The 19,990-nt window shown below is 48.3% G+C and carries 21 protein-coding genes; 17 read left to right on the top strand and 4 right to left on the bottom strand.

The genetic code is table 11. The features are described from left to right. The 4 genes from FWE06_09710 to FWE06_09695 all read left to right on the top strand — a co-directional run. On the top strand, positions 1–871 hold an 871-nt coding region (locus FWE06_09710; protein MCL2547436.1), incomplete at its 5' end, for a hypothetical protein. Between the two features lie 15 nt (positions 872–886). After that, positions 887–1,477, top strand: a complete 591-nt coding sequence (locus tag FWE06_09705; protein MCL2547435.1) for a hypothetical protein — start codon at positions 887–889, stop codon at positions 1,475–1,477. Beyond that, a complete protein-coding gene (locus FWE06_09700) occupies positions 1,443–2,006 on the top strand; it encodes a hypothetical protein (GenBank protein MCL2547434.1) in 564 nt (187 codons plus the stop codon). Before FWE06_09705 ends, FWE06_09700 begins: the two co-directional genes overlap by 35 nt. Before the next feature lie 74 nt (positions 2,007–2,080). Beyond that, the gene (locus tag FWE06_09695; GenBank protein ID MCL2547433.1) at positions 2,081–3,037 is read left to right on the top strand and encodes a glycosyltransferase; all 957 of its coding nucleotides are present in this window, start codon (positions 2,081–2,083) and stop codon (positions 3,035–3,037) included. A gap of 50 nt (positions 3,038–3,087) precedes the next feature. Here FWE06_09695 and FWE06_09690 read toward each other — a convergent pair whose 3' ends face one another. Next, positions 3,088–5,682 carry a cation-translocating P-type ATPase gene (locus tag FWE06_09690; GenBank protein MCL2547432.1) on the bottom strand — a complete coding sequence of 865 codons (2,595 nt, stop codon included), beginning with the start codon at positions 5,680–5,682 and terminating at the stop codon, positions 3,088–3,090. A 382-nt stretch (positions 5,683–6,064) separates the two neighbouring features. Here FWE06_09690 and rplS point away from each other — a divergent pair, with 382 nt between their 5' ends. The 4 genes from rplS to FWE06_09670 all read left to right on the top strand — a co-directional run bounded on the left by rplS (position 6,065) and on the right by FWE06_09670 (position 8,860). Further along, entirely contained in the window at positions 6,065–6,406 is a 342-nt protein-coding gene (gene rplS / locus FWE06_09685; protein ID MCL2547431.1) for a 50S ribosomal protein L19, read from the top strand. A 103-nt stretch (positions 6,407–6,509) separates the two neighbouring features. Next, positions 6,510–7,139, top strand: coding sequence for a signal peptidase I (lepB, locus tag FWE06_09680; GenBank protein ID MCL2547430.1), 630 nt, complete (start codon positions 6,510–6,512; stop codon positions 7,137–7,139). A 112-nt stretch (positions 7,140–7,251) separates the two neighbouring features. Further along, entirely contained in the window at positions 7,252–7,884 is a 633-nt protein-coding gene (locus FWE06_09675; protein MCL2547429.1) for a DUF6062 family protein, read from the top strand. A 16-nt stretch (positions 7,885–7,900) separates the two neighbouring features. After that, on the top strand, positions 7,901–8,860 hold the full coding sequence (locus tag FWE06_09670; GenBank protein ID MCL2547428.1) for a hypothetical protein: 960 nt from the start codon (positions 7,901–7,903) through the stop codon (positions 8,858–8,860). A gap of 49 nt (positions 8,861–8,909) precedes the next feature. Here FWE06_09670 and sigE read toward each other — a convergent pair whose 3' ends face one another. Together sigE and FWE06_09660 are read right to left on the bottom strand one after the other, a co-directional pair. After that, the gene (gene sigE, locus FWE06_09665) at positions 8,910–9,659 is read right to left on the bottom strand and encodes an RNA polymerase sporulation sigma factor SigE (protein MCL2547427.1); all 750 of its coding nucleotides are present in this window, start codon (positions 9,657–9,659) and stop codon (positions 8,910–8,912) included. A gap of 13 nt (positions 9,660–9,672) precedes the next feature. Beyond that, on the bottom strand, positions 9,673–10,542 hold the full coding sequence (locus tag FWE06_09660) for a sigma-E processing peptidase SpoIIGA (protein MCL2547426.1): 870 nt from the start codon (positions 10,540–10,542) through the stop codon (positions 9,673–9,675). A gap of 192 nt (positions 10,543–10,734) precedes the next feature. Here FWE06_09660 and FWE06_09655 point away from each other — a divergent pair, with 192 nt between their 5' ends. From FWE06_09655 to rplL, 9 genes are all read left to right on the top strand, one after another. Then, positions 10,735–11,211, top strand: coding sequence for an RNA polymerase sigma factor (locus FWE06_09655; GenBank protein ID MCL2547425.1), 477 nt, complete (start codon positions 10,735–10,737; stop codon positions 11,209–11,211). Next, a complete protein-coding gene (locus FWE06_09650; GenBank protein MCL2547424.1) occupies positions 11,208–13,139 on the top strand; it encodes a hypothetical protein in 1,932 nt (643 codons plus the stop codon). The genes FWE06_09655 and FWE06_09650 overlap by 4 nt, the downstream gene beginning before the upstream one ends. A 320-nt stretch (positions 13,140–13,459) precedes the next feature. Further along, positions 13,460–14,002, top strand: coding sequence for a cupin domain-containing protein (locus FWE06_09645; protein MCL2547423.1), 543 nt, complete (start codon positions 13,460–13,462; stop codon positions 14,000–14,002). A gap of 53 nt (positions 14,003–14,055) precedes the next feature. Beyond that, positions 14,056–14,721 (top strand): DUF421 domain-containing protein, encoded by a 666-nt coding sequence (locus FWE06_09640; protein MCL2547422.1) that lies wholly within the window; start codon positions 14,056–14,058, stop codon positions 14,719–14,721. Further along, complete coding sequence (locus FWE06_09635; GenBank protein ID MCL2547421.1) at positions 14,718–15,092, top strand: DUF4363 family protein; 375 nt, start codon at positions 14,718–14,720, stop codon at positions 15,090–15,092. Before FWE06_09640 ends, FWE06_09635 begins: the two co-directional genes overlap by 4 nt. Positions 15,093–15,146: 54 nt before the next feature. Continuing rightward, positions 15,147–15,608, top strand: coding sequence for a GNAT family N-acetyltransferase (locus FWE06_09630; GenBank protein MCL2547420.1), 462 nt, complete (start codon positions 15,147–15,149; stop codon positions 15,606–15,608). A 39-nt stretch (positions 15,609–15,647) separates the two neighbouring features. Then, positions 15,648–17,237: a DUF4127 family protein gene (locus tag FWE06_09625; protein MCL2547419.1), complete on the top strand. Its 1,590-nt coding sequence runs from the start codon at positions 15,648–15,650 to the stop codon at positions 17,235–17,237. Between the two features lie 292 nt (positions 17,238–17,529). Further along, the gene (gene rplJ / locus FWE06_09620) at positions 17,530–18,063 is read left to right on the top strand and encodes a 50S ribosomal protein L10 (GenBank protein MCL2547418.1); all 534 of its coding nucleotides are present in this window, start codon (positions 17,530–17,532) and stop codon (positions 18,061–18,063) included. Positions 18,064–18,099: 36 nt separating this feature from the next. Next, positions 18,100–18,483: a 50S ribosomal protein L7/L12 gene (gene rplL, locus FWE06_09615; GenBank protein ID MCL2547417.1), complete on the top strand. Its 384-nt coding sequence runs from the start codon at positions 18,100–18,102 to the stop codon at positions 18,481–18,483. A 150-nt stretch (positions 18,484–18,633) separates the two neighbouring features. On the opposite strand, the gene ald is transcribed toward rplL, so the two are convergent. Further along, on the bottom strand, positions 18,634–19,746 hold the full coding sequence (gene ald / locus FWE06_09610; GenBank protein ID MCL2547416.1) for an alanine dehydrogenase: 1,113 nt from the start codon (positions 19,744–19,746) through the stop codon (positions 18,634–18,636). Positions 19,747–19,990 lie beyond the last annotated feature (244 nt).

Genomic DNA, 19,990 nt, shown 5'->3' with positions numbered 1-19,990 from the left:
TTCGGCAAAAAATTCCGAAGCTGTGTTGTCTGTGTTGGACAGAAAAGTAGATGACATTGACAGCGAAGTAGCACTGTTACATGAACTGAAAGAAATCGTATTGGAATTCATACGACAAATGCGACAGGTCGATTTTCACAATGACGCTGATGTAAAAATGTTGTTTGCCAAAGCGAATGAAATTGAAACATCATTGACAAAAGAGAACACCAATATTGAGCAGCTACTCGATACGTCAGATGTAGTTGACGAGCGTTTGACGAGCGTAGCGGTGGAATGTATAGAAAATAATGTAGACGTAAAATTAGACAAATTTGAAATCATTGAAAATTTCGGCCCATATAGATTTATCGGAAAGAGCATTTACACGCGTGCGTGGCAAGAATCGTCCATTGCGATTGAGCGTGCGAGCTGGCATTTGTGTGATTGGGTTTTTGAAACGCTCGACAACATGACAGAGTATATCTCAGACCAAAAGTATTACCACTCTCTTTTCACCTGGGATAGGTATGACGATAAAAATCAGCTGATGTGCTACACAATCGGCAAGTTTATGAAGCCTGATACGCCCGTCCCTATGGGCATGGAATACCACGACATCGAAGCTACGACAATAGCCCAAGGTTGGGCAAGCGGTGACATTGAAGGTGTAAAACGCCTCGATCAAGTTCATAATGTGTTTTACGCAAAATCCGGCAAACCAACCTTTGATGCCTTGGCGTTGGCGGATTATAACGAACAATCATGGAAATGGACGGCACAAGTTTTCCCTGTTGGCTATCTCTCAAACCCGCAACCTTGGGATGACGGCAGGTATTATGTGGGGAATTTCGTGCCGTGTGCCCCAAAAGAAATGGAACTTATCCTTTGAAAAGGAGAATGAGATATGTTAGACAAACCAAAAATCAACGAAATCGCAAGAGATAAATTAAATAGTAATTTTGCAAACGACTTTGAAGCATTCCTTAACTTCTTGAAACAGGAAAAAATCACCACGCCATGGCGGGGCATATTGCGCGCCCAACCACACATTATCAGATTTTATATGAAACATAAGGGTAAAGATGTCGGTCACATAGATTTCAACGATGATATAGCAAACTATATTGACATTCAAGTTATTACTGTTGGATGGTTGAAGAATGATTTTGATGTATACTTAGAGGGGCAACCTAATGAAATCTTTGATATGCTCACGGAAAGATTAAGCCAAAAATGCATACATTGCAATACAAACCACGCAAACTGCTCTCCGGGGAGGAGTGCCGAAGTGGCAGGCAAACAGTATGAAAAGATATGTGTGGCTATGACACTTTATAAGTTTGGCGGTGATAATATGCAGGAGCTTACGCTGCATAGACCTCAATACATTGCGACTAAACCTGTTGGTTTAGTTCCGCTGGAAATGATAAAGAAGTTAATATTGGCACGAAGAGATTATATTGCAAAAGCAATTGAAAATAAATTCTATAATTAAACATAAGGGAGAATTAAAAATGGTTGACCAAATAAACGCCTACTCACAAATCAAAATGAAACTCAATGAAACTCTTAGCGGTGAAAGGTTAAATGACGCACTAAATTTTGTCGATTATTTGCATGAAAGCGGCAGAACGTGCGAACTGAATGAAAATCATCCAAGTGCAGTTTTTAAGTTAGCGGATGAGTATTCATGTTTGGTTATGTACCAAGAATGCAATGACAATTCGATGGGTATATGGTTTATCTTGTGCTGGCGGAATAATCGTGATGTATACGAGCATGAAAGTTATTCGATCGATAATAACTTAAAAGAGTTTGCTCAAAACAATATAAAAAATTGTTTTGATTGCGGCGGTTGCAGAAGTCAAGGGGGTGAACCAACTCGCCGAAGCGTTTTCGGGAAAGAATATGATAATGTGTGTAATGATGTTTTTCATTTTTACAGCCCCGAGGGTGAAAATTTGAAAAATGTAATAAAGTTGATGGAATTGCAGAAGTGTATCATTGTCGATAATAACGCCTAATAAGTAAAATCAACACCGCCGATGGCGTGTCAATGAATAGTGAAATTTATATTAGGTGCGAAGGAAGTGCTCTTATGAAACAATCCTTAAAAGTTAGCATCGTAATGCCGTGTTACAATGTCGAAAAGTATGTGATTGAAGCTATCGAAAGCGTTATCAATCAAACGCTGACGGATATAGAAATCATTTGTGTAAACGACGGCTCAACGGACAACACGCCGGCAATTTTAGAGCAATATGCGCAAAAAGACGAACGCATTACAATTATCAACCAGGCAAACCAAGGCTTATCAGCCGCAAGAAATGCGGGATTTTTCCATGCAACCGGCGAGTATGTTTACTTTTTTGACAGCGACGATATCCTGGAGCTAAACGCGATGGAGTGTCTGTATGACAGAGCATCAAGTACAAATTCGCAAATTGTAATGTTTAATGCATCGGTTATCTACGAAAACAAAGAGCTGCAAAGCAAATTTTCGGGGTTCCAGCAAGGTGTTTGCGCGAATTTAGATCTCCCTGATGTTTACAAGGGTGATGATTTCCTGTGTATGATACCTGAGGAAACTATACTGCGCTTAGATGCATGGCGGCTACTGATTGAACGAAAATATCTGCTTGACCATGGCCTAACATTTAAGGTTGGTATATTGCATGAAAGCGTGTTATTTTCTCCGCAAGCTCTATTGCTATGCCAACGTGTGTCTTTTATAAATGAAAAATTGATACGATACCGCATTCGCGAAAATTCAATTATGACAAGGCCATATCACTTTGCCAGGCTTCAGGGCGCGCATCATGTTTTGGTTGGATTGCTGGCGTTTTTAACAAAGCATGAAGCAAGTATAAATAGCGCCGCAATGAATGTCATGAAAGGGCGACTGTTATGGCTGCAGCAATACTTAGGCGGCCAAAAATTACCTGTTGATGAAATGGTTATGCCCAGATATGAAGAGCCTTTATTGGATTTATGGTCTGAATTACTCTGGCGGTCGTATGTTTGGAAAATGGAAGCTGATGAGAGTGCAAAATAAGCATTTTTACAAAAAACACCTGCGGCAAAACGCGGCAGGTGTTTTTTTCACTATATCCATGCGGTCTTTTTTCTTTTTAGCCACTTAACGCATTCCATCGCCGCCACAGAACTCAACGCCAGCCCTGCCGCAATGCCGAAATTTTGCCAGCCAAACGTCGGCGCAATGCCAAATATACCCCGCGCGCCCGGTAGTACTGTCAGTCCATACAGGGCAAAGCATACCACCATTGCGCCAAACGCAAAGCGGTTGCCGAACAGCTTGACCTGCAGAATACTGCGCGTGTTAGAGCGCGAGGAGAAAATTTGCAATGTGCGGGCGAAAATCAATGTGGTAAAGACCATTGCGCTGCCGATTTCCGCAGAGAATAAGGTTGTGCCGAGCCATTGTGCTGCGATGGCGGCGCTGCCGATGAGTGTGCCGCGTGTGACGACGCTGCCGATGAGCCCGTTACCAAAGATGCCTTCGTTCATATCGCGCGGCGGGCGGTTCATGACATGGGGCTCGCCGTCTTCCAGCCCAAGCGCAATGGCGGGCAGAGCGTCGTTGACGAGGTTGATAAAGAGGATTTGCAATGCCGTTAACGGCATATCCCAGTTGGCGATGAGCGCGAACAAAATGACGATGATGCCGCCCAAATTCCCGGAAAACAGATAGCCGACGGTCTTTTTGATGTTATCAAAAATCGTGCGCCCGATGGCAACGGCGTTGATGATGGACACGAAGTTGTCGTCAGTCAAAATCATTGCTGACGCGTCCTTGGCAACCTCGGTGCCACTGCCCATGGCAACGCCGATGTCGGCTTGTTTGAGCGAAGGTGCGTCATTCACACCATCGCCCGTCATAGCGGTGATTTCCCCCTTGGTCTGCCACGCTTTAACAATGCGAATTTTATTTTCCGGCGACACACGGGCATAGACAGAGATTTTTTCGAGATTGTCTGTCAAGTCATCGTCAGACATGGAATCCAGCTCCATGCCTGTGACGGCGACATCACCCTCTTCGGCGATGCCAATTTGTTTGGCGATGGCATAGGCAGTTGTCTTATGGTCACCGGTAATCATGACCGTCTTAATGCCTGCCGCTTTTGCCAAAGCAATGGAGTCCGGCACTTCCTCACGCGGCGGGTCAATCATAGCGGTAAGGCCAATAAGAGTATACCCTTGCTCATCGGCAGGCGTGAGCGCCGTCGTCGTTACTGCCTTTGTGGCATACGCCAATACACGAAGCGCGTCACGGCTGAACTGTTCGTTAGCGGCTTCAAATCGCGCTTTCATAACAGCATCAAACGGCACGACTTGCCCATCGACCAGCACATTCGTACATCGCGTAAAAAGCACATCGGGCGCGCCTTTGGTGAGCATTGCCAGCCCGTTCAAATCATGTACTGTACTCATCAATTTGCGCTTGGAATCAAACGGCAACTCCGACAGCCGCTTGTATTGCGTGCGCAAAGATTCTACGCTTTGTCCTGATTTTTCACAAAAGTTGAGTAACGCCGTTTCGGTCGGTTCGCCCATCAGGTCGCCGTCTGCATCAAGCGTGGCATCGTTGCAGAGTGCCATGGCGTTTAAGAGTGGCTGTTGGTCAGTCAGCAGAAAACTGTCCGTGACGGTCATTTTATTCTGCGTCAGCGTGCCGGTTTTGTCAGTGCAAATGACGCTTGCGCTGCCCAACGCCTCAACGGCAGGCAGATTGCGGATGATGGCGTGCTGGGCGGCCATTTTCTTTGTGCCGCTTGCCAACACGATAGTGACAACTGAGCTCAACGCCTCGGGAATGGCGGCGACGGCGACGGCAATGGCGAACATAAATGCGTTGAGAATACCGTGCTGCAATTCGCCGCCGTCTACCCAAATACGCACGACTTGCACGGTGAAGATGACAGCGCATAATGCTAAAATTGCCAACCCCAGCCGCTTGCTGAAATGTTTCAGCTTTCGCTGCAAAGGCGTTTGCCGTTCCTGTGCTGTTTCGATGAGTTGCGCGATTTTGCCAATTTCGGCTTGAAATGATGTGGCAGTGACTACGAATTCAGCACGGCCGTGCACGGCAATGGTACCGTTGTATACCATGTTCGTGCGGTCGCCAAGTGGTAAGAAGCTGCTTGATAAAATACCATCCTGCTTCTCGATTGACACCGATTCACCCGTCAAAATACCCTCGTCAACGTTCAGGCTGTTACATGCAATAATACGCCCATCTGCCGGCACGAAATCGCCGGCTTCTAAAATTACAACATCGCCAATGGTCAGCTCACGAGCGGGAATGACAACCAGGTGATCATCACGTTTGACTTTTGCCGTGGGTGCGCTGAGGTTGCGCAAGGCTTCCAACGAGCCTTCGGCCTTGCGTGTTTGCGCCACACTGATGACGGAGTTGATGGCAAGCACGGCAAAGATAACGCCGGCGTCTACCCATTCGCCCAACGCGATTTTGATGACGACAACGGCTGCCAAAATCAACATCATAGGGTCACGCCATGCCGCCCAGATGAGCGACAGGAGCGATGCTCTGCCTTTTTGTTGCAGCTCGTTGTAGCCGTTTTGTGCCAATCGTTTGGCCGCCTCAACGCTTGATAAGCCTTGCGGGATCGATTCCAGTGCGGTGAAGATGTCTTGCGGCGATTGTTGATAGCATTCCATGAGTACATTCTCCTTTATGTGGCCGGGCAATAAAAAAACAAAACCCATGCCAAAAAAATGGCAAAAGTCTTGCTAAACACCTGCGAAGTGTTGAAAAAACATTTCAACATGACAGCCTTGTGTCTGTAACACCGGCAGCTAGGACTTCTGACGTTTCGCCTACGACGAAAGTCGACAGTCTGCCGCGTGGTGACGATGTTACATGAGTAAGCTACTCCCTTTTGTATAGCTAAGATTATAACAAGTTTGTAGAAATTTGTCAACAACATAACTTAGGGGTTGCATTTCCTGCAAAAGTATGATATTATACCCAGGTTAAACAACTGTGTTCCTATGCCAACGCTTGTTTTGGTACGAATGCGGAATACAAGGAGAGCAAACTATGGATTTACTGAAAGCCATCGCGGAGCCACAGCTTAAGACAGACCTGCCCCGAATAATTATCGGTGACACAGTCAAAGTGCACGTCAAAATCAAAGAGGGTGCGCGTGAGCGTATTCAGGTTTTTGAGGGCACGGTCATCGCCATTAAACACGGCGGCATCAACGAATCGATCACCGTTCGCCGTATTTCGTATGGTGTGGGAGCTGAGAAAGTCTTCCCCATCCATGCGCCCAATGTTGCTAAAATTGAAGTTGTGCGCCACGGCAAAACACGCCGTGCCAAACTATATTACTTGCGTGACCGCGTGGGTAAGCGTGCGAGATTGAAACAGGATATTTAAGATTAGGCGAGTCATAAGCACAAATTAAAATAAGGCGCGCGGCGAAATATTCTCGCCTCGCGCCTGTAAGTGTAAAGTTAAAAAATGCGTTGGAGGTGTGAACATGAGCGAAATTCATGAGCAAATGCCTGAGGGCGTGGAAATGCAAGAGCCTGAAAAAAAGGACATTCGCCGCGAGCTGTTCGACTGGGCACAAGCCTTAGTCCCGGCATGGATTGTTGTTGTTTTATTGTTTACATTTGCAGGGCAGATGATTACCGTTGAGGGGCCATCCATGCAAGAAACTTTGCAGGACAGGGATTATATCTTGGTTTCCAATATGTTTTATACGCCGCGGCGCGGTGATATTGTTGTTTTTACCCAGCCGGGTCGGGTGAATAACGATGGTCAAATTGTTCCGATGGTTAAGCGCGTGATTGCCATGGGCGGCGATACCATTGACATTCGTGAGACTGATAATGGCATGGCTGTCTACTTACAGCAGCGTGACAGCAACGAATTTGTGCGGTTAGATGAGCCGTATTTGGAAACAGGGCTGAGTTGGCATCACCACCACAACGGCACAATTCCGCGCGGCGGGCTGACCATTCCCGATGGGAAACTCTTTGTGATGGGCGACAATCGCCCCCGAAGTGCTGACAGCCGTGAACCGGGCATTGGGTTGGTGGATGAGCGTTGGGTGCTGGGGCGGATGCTGCTGCGTATTTGGCCTTTTAGTTTGAGCGTGGATTAGATGTGGATTAGATAAGGGGGGGCATATTGAAAAACGCATTTATCGATCGGAAGTTGTTTGCCCGTTATGACAGGCTGCAGGTTGAAAATGCTTTTGCAATATCTTTTATTTTATGAAAGAGCAGATTTATACCATCCAAATCAACGAGGCATTCGACCAAACGGACGGATGCCCTATCTGCCGCTTGACTACCAAGCGTGCCGACGAGTTGTATGAATATATTCTAGGTGCGGCAATGATGGAGCCGGATGTGCGTGTGGAAACCAACAAAAAAGGCTTTTGTCAACGACACTTGCAAGGCATGTTTGCTCGCCCGAATAAATTGAGTTTTGCCTTGATTTTGGAGAGTTTGTTGATGGAAATCAACAAAAAACCGGAAAAAGGCATTGAAAGCCACAAAGATAGTTGTTATTTATGTGAGCGCGAAAAGAGTTATCAAAAGGCGTTGGCATCTAATATCGCACATTTGTGGCGTAAAGAGCAGCAATTTGCGCGTAAGTTTGACACCATTGAAGGTTTCTGTATGCCGCATGCCAATGTCTTGTGCGGCGCAGCTGTTCGCGAACTCGGCAAAAAACATGGCGCGGAATTTTGCCGTGCGGTGATGAACGCGGCGGCACGGCGTTCGGTTGCATTAGAGGAAGCGGTGTCGGGTTTTTGCAAAAGCTTTGACCACCGCAATGCCGATGTGCCGTTTGACAAACAGGCGGTGGAGAAGGCCTGTAAGTGGTTGGGTGGGGAGTAGCTAAAAGGAGGGCTGTATGAAAAAATGGATGCTATCCGGTGCAGCGATTGCCGTAGCGGCGGTAATTGTCGTCGTTTTTGCTGTGAGCCGGATTGCAGATAGGCAGCTCTATAATCATTCTTTGCACGAACCGGGTCATGCAAAGAATCTTTTTAACGGCATAACGCTGTTGACGTCGCCAGCTGTATCGTGGTCATTTATGTGGCAACCTGATAGCAGTCGGCCATCAATGGATTTCGCTTTTGCCCGGTGGTCTTATACGCGTGCAGACTCGATTAATTCCGTGCAGAGCACCGGCACAATTGACTTTCGTCAAAACGGTGGTGTAACGCTTAATGAGTACGATGATTATTTGCAACTAGGTATGTTGACTGCACCGCAGAGCCTATTCCTTGATGGTTCATTGGACGTATGGGGCATGCTTGACGATGACCAGGCCTACATCGCATGGGTGCGCTTTGATGAACCGGTGGACGGTGTCGCATTTGCCGAGCAGTTTTATTATTTCTTTGGTTGGGACGCACCCGACGATATAGACGATTTTACTGCGCGAAGACTCCACATGGTATGGCCAGCCATTAAAACAAGCCATGACTCGACTGATGTTTGCTTGGGAACTGAGGGGAGCGTTTTTAACTGGTGGCATGGCACTGCGCCGCGAATGCATGCGCGGCATCAGGAACTCTTTTTATCGCCCTACGCTGAAACCATGTATTGGCGCACCGGTTTATGGGAACGTGAAGTTATCTTCACTGAGACGTTGCGATTCCTTGCGGAGAATCAGGCCGACGCAGATCTTTTGACCGGCCTTGGCATCTGGGAAAATGCCGAAGTCATTGATTGGGCGGAACGTCTTGCCTTTGTGGAAGCATATGGGTTTCAATATTTGGGGTTTGTTGCAAACATGCCAGGCCATGAATTGCGCGTTTTGCTGGAAAAAGGCTTGCATGTTGTGCGGATTGATTTCGATGTGTAGGATATTACGGTTGTTACGCCTCGTGTACAGCGGTTTTGCGATGTTTTTGCTACATCATCCTCGTAATATCACGCCTTAACCGCGTGATTATTTTTTTCTCCAAGCGTGAGATATAGGACTGCGAAATGCCCATGACGTCGGCGACGTCTTTTTGTGTATGCTCTTCATGGCCATTGAGGCCGAAGCGCATGGAGATGATCTCGCGCTCACGCTCGTTGAGGAGGTTAATGGCCGATTTGAGTAGTTGCAAGTCGACATCGTCTTCCAGCGGGCGCAGCACAGTGTCAGCCTCTGTGCCTAAAATGTCGCTGAGTAGCAGTTCGTTGCCGTCCCAGTCGGTGTTGAGCGGCTCGTCGAGCGATACCTCATTGCGGATATTGACATTTTTGCGCAGGTGCATCAAGATTTCGTTTTCAATGCATCGGCTGGCGTAGGTTGCCAATTTGATTTGTTTGTCGGGCTTATATGTGTTGATGGCTTTTATTAGCCCGATAGTGCCGATACTGATTAGGTCCTCAATGTTGATGCCGGTGTTTTCAAACCGCCGCGCGATATACACGACCAAGCGCAAGTTATGTTCAATCAGCAGGCGTTTGACGCTTTCTTTGCCTTCGGCGTAACCGCCGATTAGATACGCTTCTTCCTCTTTCGTCAATGGCGGTGGAAGGGTGTCGCTGCCACCGATATAAAAGACGTCGTCTAATGGGCGGATGCCCAGTCTATCTAATAACTCGCGTGCCCACAGGGCTAGGTCGAGTTTTAGCTTTCGGTATATTGAAATTGATGTTGATGGGTGCATAGTGCGCCTCCTGTTATGTCAGATTCACAATGGCGGAGTAGTTGCCGTTTTCAATTGGTGTGGGGGAGAGTGCGACAAAAGTGTCACTTGCTGTGCCGTTTATGATGATTTTATCGGGTTTGAAGCCGAGTAAAAGGCCGCTGTCAGTGCCGATGGCTTTGTAGGGAATGAGCCGAAATTTTGCCGGTAATTTCAGCACATCGAGAGTGAGCATTACGGCGGTGGGGTCGCACAGATTGTCGGGCGTCAACAATGAGTATATTTCGGATGTCCAGAGCGCACGTAATGCCTTACTGTCGGCAATTAGGACATTTGTGCCGCTGATGGGGTCGGTCAGTGTGTTGCCGCTGTCGTGCATAGCTTTCAGCGTGACGGATCTGCCGCCGCATTCGAGTGTGACGCTTGCGCCGCCGTGTCGTCGCGTGAGAGCTGCGCCCTTGAAGACCAGAGTCAGCACGACGTAGAAAAATCCGCTTGTGAGCAGCAGCATTCGCGCACTGATGTGTACATATGGCACGTTATTGATCATCATGCCGGCCTGTTGGCCGGTTAAAATATTGACGGCATAGACGCATCCGCCGAAGAGTAAGCCGACTGCCCAGAATGTCAAGCCTGCTCGTATGGTACGCTTGTGTATGCCGAACGCGATACAGGCGATGGCGGCACTTGCGGCGATTTGCAAGGCAAAGGCGCTGACAAAACCCATGCGCGGCATAAAGGCAATAACGGCATACAATGCGCCGACACCTGCAGCGACGGCCAGCCGCCAACGCTTGATGGCCAATGTGCAAATTTTTGCGGTCGTGAGCAAAACAAGGTAGTTGACGACAGCGTTGAGGGTGAACAATGTGTCTATGTAGATGACGGTAGCGGCTTGGTTCATTGGGGACTCCTGTCACGCCCTATGCCGCCTGCTCCAAAATCAGCAGGCAGCTGTTCGGCAGCTCTGCTTGTATTATAAGGCAAGCATGGTGTGGGAATTGTCGAAGTGAGTCAGGGAAAATATTTTTGGAAATTAGCCGATACTTTGGCGTGGTGGTGTGTATTAGCAATGAAAGCGAAAGGAAATTCTTTGATGCGGACGAATAAAGAACTGACCGACATTTATCAGCGACATAAAGAGAGAATTTACCGCGTGTGCTTTGCTTATATGAAGAACCCGAGTGATACCGAAGACGCGGTGCAGGATGTCTTTATTCGACTGATGAATACATCTGTGATCTTTGCCGGTGAGGAACACGAAAAGGCATGGCTTATTCGAGTCGCCACAAACGTCTGCAAGAACGTACTGCGCAGCTGGTGGCGAAAGCGCGAGAATTTGGATGACTATGAAAATTTGACAGGCAAAAACAATGTAGAAGTTGATGAAACATTGCAAGTTGTAATGAGATTGCCGGATAGGCATAAGGCTGCGGTGTATCTCTACTATTATGAGGGATACAGTAGCCGCGAGATTGCCGAAATGCTGGGCAAAAAACAATCGACGATATTAAATCATTTGCATGAGGCGCGGGGGATTCTGCGTGAAAAACTGGGAGGTGCGTTCCATTGAAAAGTGAAAAAATTATTGCGTCATGGGATAAGGTTACGCCTGATAGTGCTTCATTTGAACGCATAAAGGCCAGCGTTTTATCAGGTCAGTCGGTAAGGCAAAAATCTGAGCATAAAACGCCGGAAAAAGCGACTGAAGTGCAGCAGACATTCTCGCCGGTTGCACAAACTGGTGAAAGGTCGCGTTTCAGATGGGGCAAAGTGGTAGCCTGTGCAGTCGGCATCGCGGCGTTGTTGATTTGTGTTCCTTTTGTGATTGGTGTGATTTATGGCGGTGACGGGAACAATATGAGATTTACTGCAGGCTCGCCCGAAGATGACTGGCGCGAGGAGGGGGCGTCGGCGCATCCGCAAGTTGTTGAAGTTGACTTGATACAAGAGCTGTTTAGGGCCTTTCCGAGCGGCTGGCGCGGGACATTCAAAGAACTTGACTGGCCGTATCGAAGTGGGCAGCTTCTTATGGGTGTAGGCACACATACGGCGAACGAAGGTGGCAGCCATGTTGAGCTGCATGTTAATATTCCTGTCAGTGCAGGCTCAACCATTCATATTGGTGCGCTAGAATTTCCCGAGGGATTTAGTTGGGCGGTTGGCTTTGAATTTATGGACGCGCGCGGCGAAATGTTTGCCATTCGCAGCAGCGAGCTGGACTGGGGGCCAGGCCGGGATGCCGAGTGGGGCGACTTCTATAATGTTGCATGGGGCGACTTTGACAGCACGTTTAGAAACGGGTCGTTTAGCCTGGATGACTTTGGAGATAACTTCTCCTGGCGTCTTATGAACGCGCCCGACTTGTCAAGGTTGACGATTACGCAAATCCGCATTTGGTCGAATATGCCGGTGGGTGAGTGGTTTGCAATTGACGAGTTTCGAGTGGTTGCGCCGCAGTCCGAGCCGAGCTTGCGGGACGATTTTGTCGTGGCGCATGATTTGTTGCCTATGATTTGGGGAGAAGGTGCTCCCGGTTTTTTTGAGTTTGCCATACTTGACAGTTACCCGCCACAACTGCACCTGTCTACCAATCGGGATTTAGGCATTAATGGTACACATTTGACGCTGTGGCCTGATATTGTGTTGGATATGAAAAATGAATATTATATTTATCTTTCGGGCGGTTTAGGCACTATGTCGAACGCGGCATGGTCTGTTGGGCTTGACGTAGTGGATGAAGGCGGAAATATCATGACTGTCAGAGCGCATGACTTTGTGGAATGGGAGCAGCTTAGTGATGAATGGGGGCGTTTTGACCGCAATTTTAACCACGGGCGCTTTAATCTAAATGACGCAATACGGCAGATTGCTTCTTGGTCATTCGACGGCGAAGCGACGTTTGCCATGTTGGAAAATTCGCGACTGACGATTACGGAAGTTCGTATTTGGTCGAACTTGACGACTAATGAGGGGTTGGTGATAGGCGACTTCTTTATCGGCACGCGTCATATGGTAAATTTCCCGGAGGTTACGCGGGTGCCGGGTGAGGTTGTCAGTCCGCGAGAGCCGATGTATACACATCCGCCGACTGAAACACCGCTGGTGATGCCTGAGCCTATGCCGGCTGAGTATACGCCGCCGATATTAGTGCATCCAACACCGCCGCAGCCCACGCCTTGGCGTGAGTTGAATGCCAAGGAGACGTTTGTGCGTGTAGAGGATGTGATAGAGCGTGACGACGGGCAGCGAGTGTATCTTGTGCGCGAGTTTGCTTCCGATGGTCTCTTTGGCGGCAGGGCGCATTGGATGCCGCCGTCGGTGGTTTGGCGGGATGCTCCAAGTGCAGGCGCGGCACCTATCAATCCCGAGCTTAGGCTTAGACCTGGCATGAATGTTATTCTTCGCTTGGTGAGCGAGACTTTTGGGGTAACATATGGGCCTCCACCGAATACAGTAGCCGGAGAGTTTGCGTTTTTTGCGCCGTATGATTTTAGGTAATCATAACGCCAAAAGAGGAGCATTTTTGCTCCTCTTTTTTGCTGTGTAGTGTTAGCCGTTTTTGTTTGATGTGCCGGGGTTCTTGTTGTCCATTGAAGTGCTGCCGGCATTGTTGGGTTTTTCTTTCTTTTGTTTGTCCTTGTTTTTCGCCATGATGAACAGCTCCTTTCGATTTTGGTATTCAATGGGTAGGATTGACAGTTGGGGAAATAAATATACGCGGTCGGTTGAAATTTTTTTGTTGATGTGGTATGATAAGAAAACGTATGGCAACGCGACATATCGCACCCTCTTTATGAAAGAGGGTAGGGAGAGATTTTATGAAGCAAATTGGTGAACGCATACGCGAACTGCGTGAGCGCGGTGATTTAACACAAGGCGATATGGCGGCAACGCTCGGCGTGCCGATGGCAGCATATTGTCAGTATGAAGATTTGGGCGTTGACATTCCCGTTGCTGTGTTGTATCAGCTGTCGGTGATGTTTAAGATGGATATGGCCGAGTTGCTGACGGGGCAGCCGGCGCGTATGGACAACCTCACTATTGTCCGGCACGGGCAGGGGAAGTTTACTGCACGGCATGTTGATTACTGCTTTCAGCAGTTGGCGCAAGACTACAAGGGTCGGGCGTTTGAGCCGATGTTGGTTACACTTGAACCGCTGGACAAGACACCCGACATGATTACGCGTGACGCACAGGAGTTTAATTTTGTGCTGGCAGGTAAATTGGAGTTTTTTTATGACGGGCGGCAGATGGTGTTAGAGCAAGGCGACAGCGTGTATTTTGACGCGAGCAAGCCGCATGGGCATAAAGCCATTGGCGGTACGGCGATGTTTTTGGTTGTGACGACGGATTTGGCATAATCTCTGTGTAAATTTGCCATACTAATGGCATGCTGATTTCATTGACACGGACTTTGATTTTATATACTGTTGTTGCCGTTGGGTTGCGCGTGATGGGCAAGCGGCAGGTTGGCGAGCTTGAGCCGATGGAGTTGGTCGTGACGATTTTAATCGGTGAGTTGATTGCCATTCCCATGCAAGATTTGAGCGTGCCGCTGTTGGCAGGATTTGTGCCGGTGCTGACGATTTTGGTTGTCAGCATGCTGGTCTCTTATGTCATGACAAAGAGCATCAAGCTGCGCAAAATTGTGGTGGGCAACCCCAGCATTTTGGTGCATGACGGGCGGGTTGACCGCCGGCAGTTGAAGAAGAACAACATCAACACCAATGAGCTGATCGAGTCGCTGCGGCTAAAAAATGTGACCGATTTGGCGATGGTGCAATATGCTATCTTGGAGACCAATGGGCAGATGTCGGTTATGCTGTATGCTGACCAGCGTCCACCGACAGCTTCGGAATTGTCGGGGCAGAAAGCGGGTGCAGGATTACCCGTCATCGTCATCAGCGACGGGCGTTGGCAAGACGGCAATTTGCAGACACTCGGACTCAGCCGCGGTTGGGTGGTCGAACAGGCGCGGTTACGCGGTGTAACAGGCGGTGTGAAAGATATTTTTCTGATGACAGTTGATGAGCAGAAGAACATTTTTTTGCAGGCCTTTGATGAAGCGGTGACGGCATGAGAGGCATTATATGTATCGTTGTGTTGGGGTTGACGGCGTTGTTTTGTGTGGTGGTGCATGTCAATCTGCAAGGTGGCATTGAGGCATTGGAGCGCGATATGGCGCAAGTGGCAGTGGCATTGCAGGATGACGACTGGGCGCAGGCTGAAACGTTGATGCAATCCATCACGAAACGCTGGCGGCGTAAACAAGGCTTTTACGCGCTGTTTGCGCGGCATCAGTTGTACGAGCCTGTGGCGATTGGCATGAAGACATTGCCGAGACTGATTAGTGAGCAGGAGAAAGAGGCGTACAGGACGGCACTGACATTGCGTGAGGAGTTGTATTTGCTGCGGGAAGCGGAGCGGTTTGCGGCTAGGAATATTTTGTGATGATGGTGTGGGGTAGAAACTTTATATTAGGAGCATTGGAAGCGAGGAATAGTTATGGGCTTAACTTTTGAACACCTGCAAGAAAAACACATTCCTGAATTAGAAGTAATGTTTACACAATATAATCCAGGTGATGAACGCGAGGACAGTTACAAACATAATCCGGAGCAAGTTAAAGTTTTTCTAAATGAAAAGCAAAATATCGCATTTGTTGCCATTCTGGACAATAAAGTGATTGGTTGCATTTTCGGGTATTCGCTTACAATGATTGATGAGGCAGAAAAAGAATTCTATATTTATGGCGTTGATATTCACCCCGATTATCATAACAAGGGTTACGGTACAGAGTTTATGAAATTTGTACTTAATTGGGCGAAGGAAAATGGCTTTCGCGAAAGCTCTGTGCCGACAGGAAGTGAAAATATCGCCGCTTGCCGTTGTTACGAAAAAGCTGGTATGGAACAAGACGATTGGAAAACAGCGAGGTCGTATACGATTGAGTATAAGCAGAAATAAGCATTTTCTGAAACCCCATACATACCGGAGGAAGCACGTATGCAAATCGCCTACATCCCCCTCGATGACCGCCCTGTCAGCGTTGACCGCGCCATTTATTTGGCAGGGTCGGCAGGCGTAGAGTTACTTATGCCGGACAAAGAACTCTATATGATACGCCTGGATGGGCAGCCTCTGCCGAATATCACGCGGCAGGAGCGTATTGATGCGCTGCTGCATTGGCTCCACAACGACGCGGTGCACTGTGAACACATTATTATTTCGCTGGACTTGTTACTGTCAGGTGGGCTGGCGGCAGCACGCTATATATACGATGAGGACTTGACGGCTGAATACGCCGCGTTGGACGCCATTGCCGAGTTGTCACGCCACAAAAAAGTGTATGTTTTTGACACCGTTATGCGGCTGGCTTCGACGGGCGCGTATGCGGGGTATGGTTGGGTTGAATACGACGGATTGCGGGCTTATGGTTCCGTGGCACGTGCTGCATTATGTGGCGATAGCTTAACCGTGGACAATATCATCAACGGTTATCCGCTGGATGAAAACGGCAATGTCGTTGCATCAGAACTGCCGGACATTGTCATCGATCGCTATCACGGCGCGCGTGCGCGGCAGTTGCGGCTGAATGACTATTTGCTGACCGGCGGCGGACGCGGTGATTATCAATTTCTCTATATGGGCGTTGATGACTCCGCGCCCAAGGCAACGATTCAGACCAACGAAATGGCATACATACAAGAACATGTGGGAGAAAATGCCGCTATTCTGCCTGCAACCGATGAGTTGGGCTTGATGTGCATTGCCACCATTATTGCAAAAGATAGCCCCGTGCCTGTTGCCATGGAATATTTCGGCGGCGGTGAAGATGATGTCGGCGACGAATTCGATTACAGTACTCTGCGCCACAGTGTGCAGACGCATTTGGACACGATGGCGACTATGGTTGCCGTTCCGAATCACCCGCATCTTAGCTTTTTGGTACTGACCAATCCCACCGACCCAAGCGCTTTTGACGCGCACTGCCACGCTTTGCTTGACCGGCTGCAGGCCAACACCGCGCGCGGCATTCCGACCGCTATTGCTGATTGTGTGCACGGGCATCGGCGCGGCAGGCTTGGGCAAATCATGCTTGAGCGCGGCATTCCTATGCTGACGCCACTGGGATTTAGTTGTTGGAATACTTCGGCAAACGCTATTGGTATCGCGCTGACGCAGGCTATGACGCGGTTTGTACATTTAAGAAAAGGACAATCATGTGCCGAAGCAGATGAGCAATTTATCAAAAGCATGACTTTCGCCTTCGTCAAGGATTGCAGCTACAAAACAGGTGGCTATTTCCCCGTAAAAGACTACATCGAAACAGAAGTGGGCGATATTCTGAACTTTTACGCCGATATGCAAGCAAAAGGTATTACTGAAAAGGAACTCGAAAGCAGGGTAGGGGAGATACTGCGCGCGGGACAGTATCAATGTCCGATGAAAGATGTGCTTGCCAACTTGAACAGCAGTCCGTTTTTAGTCGATTTGCATGGAAATTTATCGGTGCACGAGGGACAGATTTCTGTCGATGGTTTCCATTTCCCAATGTATCGATTGTTTGAAATGGGGATTGAGATAAAAGTTTGAAAAAAGGCTTGACAAATGCTCTCTACTCGTGATATAGTAGTTAAGCTTGCCCTAAGACAGCATGTCACAGATGTGATAATGGTGCCGAACGCACCGCATGCCGAGGATAAGGATATGCGCCGAACTCTTGAACGGGGAGGATAAGGTGTGAAAAGATGAAAATAGCATTTTTTTCGTCATTCGCAACTTATGCGACCAATCGTAAGAGGGTCGAGGTGTGACACGATGATTGTGTTTCCTTGTCTTTCTCTAATGGGAGGGCGAGGAATTTTTTATAGGAGGTAAAGCAAATATGCCAAGTGCAAAGGTACTCACCGAAAAGCAAGGCGTTGTCGCGGCGTTGAAAGAGCGGATTGATGGCGCACAGGCCGGCGTTTTGGTCGATTACAAAGGCATCAATGTTGCCGATGATACGGCATTGCGCCGCAAATTGCGTGAAGCCGGCGTTGAGTACAACGTAGTGAAAAACACGCTGTTGAACTTTGCCGTGCAAGGCACGGATTTGGCGGAATTGTCCGCCGTGCTATCCGGCACAACGGCGTTAGCGACAAGCACAACCGATGCTGTCGCGCCCGCCAAAGTGCTGAAAGAGTATGCCGTGAAGACCAAAGATGCGTTTAGCATCAAGGCTGGTTTTGTTGAAGGAAAACCCCTTGACGCAGCAGGCGTGAAGCAACTGGCCGATATGCCGAGCCGTGAAGAACTCATGGCGAAATTGCTTGGGTCTGTCAATTCGCCCGCAAGTGGTTTGGCAAATGTCGTTCAAGCCAATATGCGTGGACTAGCCGTTGTCATTCAAGCGATTGCAGAACAGAAATCTGCATAACTATTAAAAACACATAACAAAAGGAGAACACACAAAATGTCTGAAAAAGTTACAAAACTCATGGAAGAAATCAAAGCCTTGACGTTGCTGGAAGCATCGGAACTGGTCAAAGCGCTGGAAGAAGAATTTGGTGTCAGTGCTGCTGCTCCTATGGCAATGATGGCTGCACCAGCAGCAGGCGGCGGAGACGGCGCAGCTGCTGAAGAAAAGAGCGAATTCACCGTTGTCTTGGCCGAAATTGGCGAAAAGAAAATGGAAGTCATCAAAGTTGTACGTGAAGTGACCGGCCTTGGTTTGAAAGAGTCTAAAGAACTGGTTGACGGCGCACCGAGCAACGTAAAAGAAAACATTGGCAAAGATGATGCCGAAGAATTGAAGAAGAAGCTCGAAGAAGCTGGCGCGAAAATCGAATTGAAGTAAATTAGGTTTTCTATTGACAAGGGACGCAAAAGCGTCCCTTGTTTTTTTGCAGAAATCGTTGACAGATGATGGTTGCTGGATATAATGCGAGTAACAGAGAGGCCGTAGAAGTAAAACTGCTTTCAGCGGCTATTTTTGTGTCAATTATCCTTAAATCAGCTCCAGCAAATTACGGTAGGGTAGGTCAAACTCTGTTGCCACAGCTTTATAAGTCATATGGCCGTCATAACAATTTACGCCTAATTGAATGGCGGGGTCGCTTTGGGCGGCAGCTTCTAAACCGAGGTTTGCAATGCGCGTGCCATATGTAATGGTCGCATTCGTCAATGCGATGGCAGATGTTCTTGACACTGCACCCGGCATGTTGGCGACGCAGTAGTGCACGACATCGTCTACGATATATGTCGGGTCATCATGATAAGTGACCCGTGTGGTTTCGCAACAGCCGCCTTGGTCTACAGCAACATCGACAATGACGCTGCCTGGTTTCATACGCTTGAGATGCTCTCGCCGAATCAGTTTTTCTGCAGCGGCCCCAGGCACCAAAATGGCGCCGATGACTAAATCAGCATCGGGCAAAACTTGCTCTACGGTGATTGGCGTGCAGTATAAGGTTTGAATGTTTTGGCCAAACAAATCATCTAAATAGGCAAGCCGTTCCATGTTGTTGTCCAGTATCGTGACATTTGCGCCCAGCCCGATGGCCATCTTGCAAGCGCCGATGCCCACTACGCCACCACCCAAAATGACAACATTTCCTCGCTTTACGCCCGGCACACCGCCTAAGAGCAACCCCATGCCGCCCATTGGCGTTTCCAAGCAGCGCGCGCCAACTTGGATGCTTAACCTGCCCGCAACCTCGCTCATCGGCTTTAAAAGCGGCAATCTGCCGGCCTTGTCTTCGATGGTTTCGTAGGCAACGGCTTTGACCTTTTTCTGCAAAAGCGCTTCTGTTACAGGGCGATTTGCAGCTAAGTGCAGATAGGCATAAAGGATTTGTCCCTCTTGCAAAAGGTTGTACTCTTCCGACAGTGGCTCCTTGACTTTTATGATCATTTCGCTTTTTTGCCAAACTTCTCTAGCAGTAGGCAAAATAATTGCGCCCATAGCTTGATATGCCTTATCAGAAAAGGCTGAACCTTCGCCCGCACCGGCTTGGATATATATGGTATGTCCTTCGATCGTGTATTGCTTTACATTCTCGGGCGTTAGCCCTACGCGGTCCTCATAACGCTTGATTTCTTTAACGCATCCGATTAGCATATTGTGTACTTCTCTTTCTTTTGGTTTACATTAAATAATACTTCAAATGTTCTTGGATGTCAAGGATTGGTGCGGTGATAAGCTGTCAAAAAGCCCCACACAATAATGTGCGAGGCTTTTGTTTGAATTACTATGCTAACAATAACGCATGCGCAGTCGCTGCCGGCGGCTGTTTCCAGTCAACATCCAGCAACATGCGTACCATGCCGGTAAGCAGCTGCTGTGTATCAAACCCAAAGTTGGG

The sequence above is a fragment of the Oscillospiraceae bacterium genome (genome assembly GCA_009780275.1).
Lineage (GTDB): Bacteria > Bacillota > Clostridia > Oscillospirales > UBA929 > WRAI01.
The sequence above is the reverse complement of the archived record's forward strand: the minus strand, read 5'-3'. Positions and strand labels throughout refer to the sequence as shown.

Excerpts from the sequence above, each read along its gene's own strand:
- FWE06_09705 (MCL2547435.1), top strand. The coding sequence starts at position 887 with ATGTTAGACAAACCAAAAATCAACGAAATCGCAAGAGATAAATTAAAT.
- FWE06_09695 (MCL2547433.1), top strand. The coding sequence starts at position 2,081 with ATGAAACAATCCTTAAAAGTTAGCATCGTAATGCCGTGTTACAATGTC.
- FWE06_09690 (MCL2547432.1), bottom strand. The coding sequence starts at position 5,682 with ATGGAATGCTATCAACAATCGCCGCAAGACATCTTCACCGCACTGGAA.
- rplS (MCL2547431.1), top strand. The coding sequence starts at position 6,065 with ATGGATTTACTGAAAGCCATCGCGGAGCCACAGCTTAAGACAGACCTG.
- lepB (MCL2547430.1), top strand. The coding sequence starts at position 6,510 with ATGAGCGAAATTCATGAGCAAATGCCTGAGGGCGTGGAAATGCAAGAG.
- FWE06_09675 (MCL2547429.1), top strand. The coding sequence starts at position 7,252 with ATGAAAGAGCAGATTTATACCATCCAAATCAACGAGGCATTCGACCAA.
- FWE06_09670 (MCL2547428.1), top strand. The coding sequence starts at position 7,901 with ATGAAAAAATGGATGCTATCCGGTGCAGCGATTGCCGTAGCGGCGGTA.
- sigE (MCL2547427.1), bottom strand. The coding sequence starts at position 9,659 with ATGCACCCATCAACATCAATTTCAATATACCGAAAGCTAAAACTCGAC.
- FWE06_09660 (MCL2547426.1), bottom strand. The coding sequence starts at position 10,542 with ATGAACCAAGCCGCTACCGTCATCTACATAGACACATTGTTCACCCTC.
- FWE06_09655 (MCL2547425.1), top strand. The coding sequence starts at position 10,735 with ATGCGGACGAATAAAGAACTGACCGACATTTATCAGCGACATAAAGAG.
- FWE06_09645 (MCL2547423.1), top strand. The coding sequence starts at position 13,460 with ATGAAGCAAATTGGTGAACGCATACGCGAACTGCGTGAGCGCGGTGAT.
- FWE06_09635 (MCL2547421.1), top strand. The coding sequence starts at position 14,718 with ATGAGAGGCATTATATGTATCGTTGTGTTGGGGTTGACGGCGTTGTTT.
- FWE06_09630 (MCL2547420.1), top strand. The coding sequence starts at position 15,147 with ATGGGCTTAACTTTTGAACACCTGCAAGAAAAACACATTCCTGAATTA.
- FWE06_09625 (MCL2547419.1), top strand. The coding sequence starts at position 15,648 with ATGCAAATCGCCTACATCCCCCTCGATGACCGCCCTGTCAGCGTTGAC.
- rplJ (MCL2547418.1), top strand. The coding sequence starts at position 17,530 with ATGCCAAGTGCAAAGGTACTCACCGAAAAGCAAGGCGTTGTCGCGGCG.
- rplL (MCL2547417.1), top strand. The coding sequence starts at position 18,100 with ATGTCTGAAAAAGTTACAAAACTCATGGAAGAAATCAAAGCCTTGACG.
- ald (MCL2547416.1), bottom strand. The coding sequence starts at position 19,746 with ATGCTAATCGGATGCGTTAAAGAAATCAAGCGTTATGAGGACCGCGTA.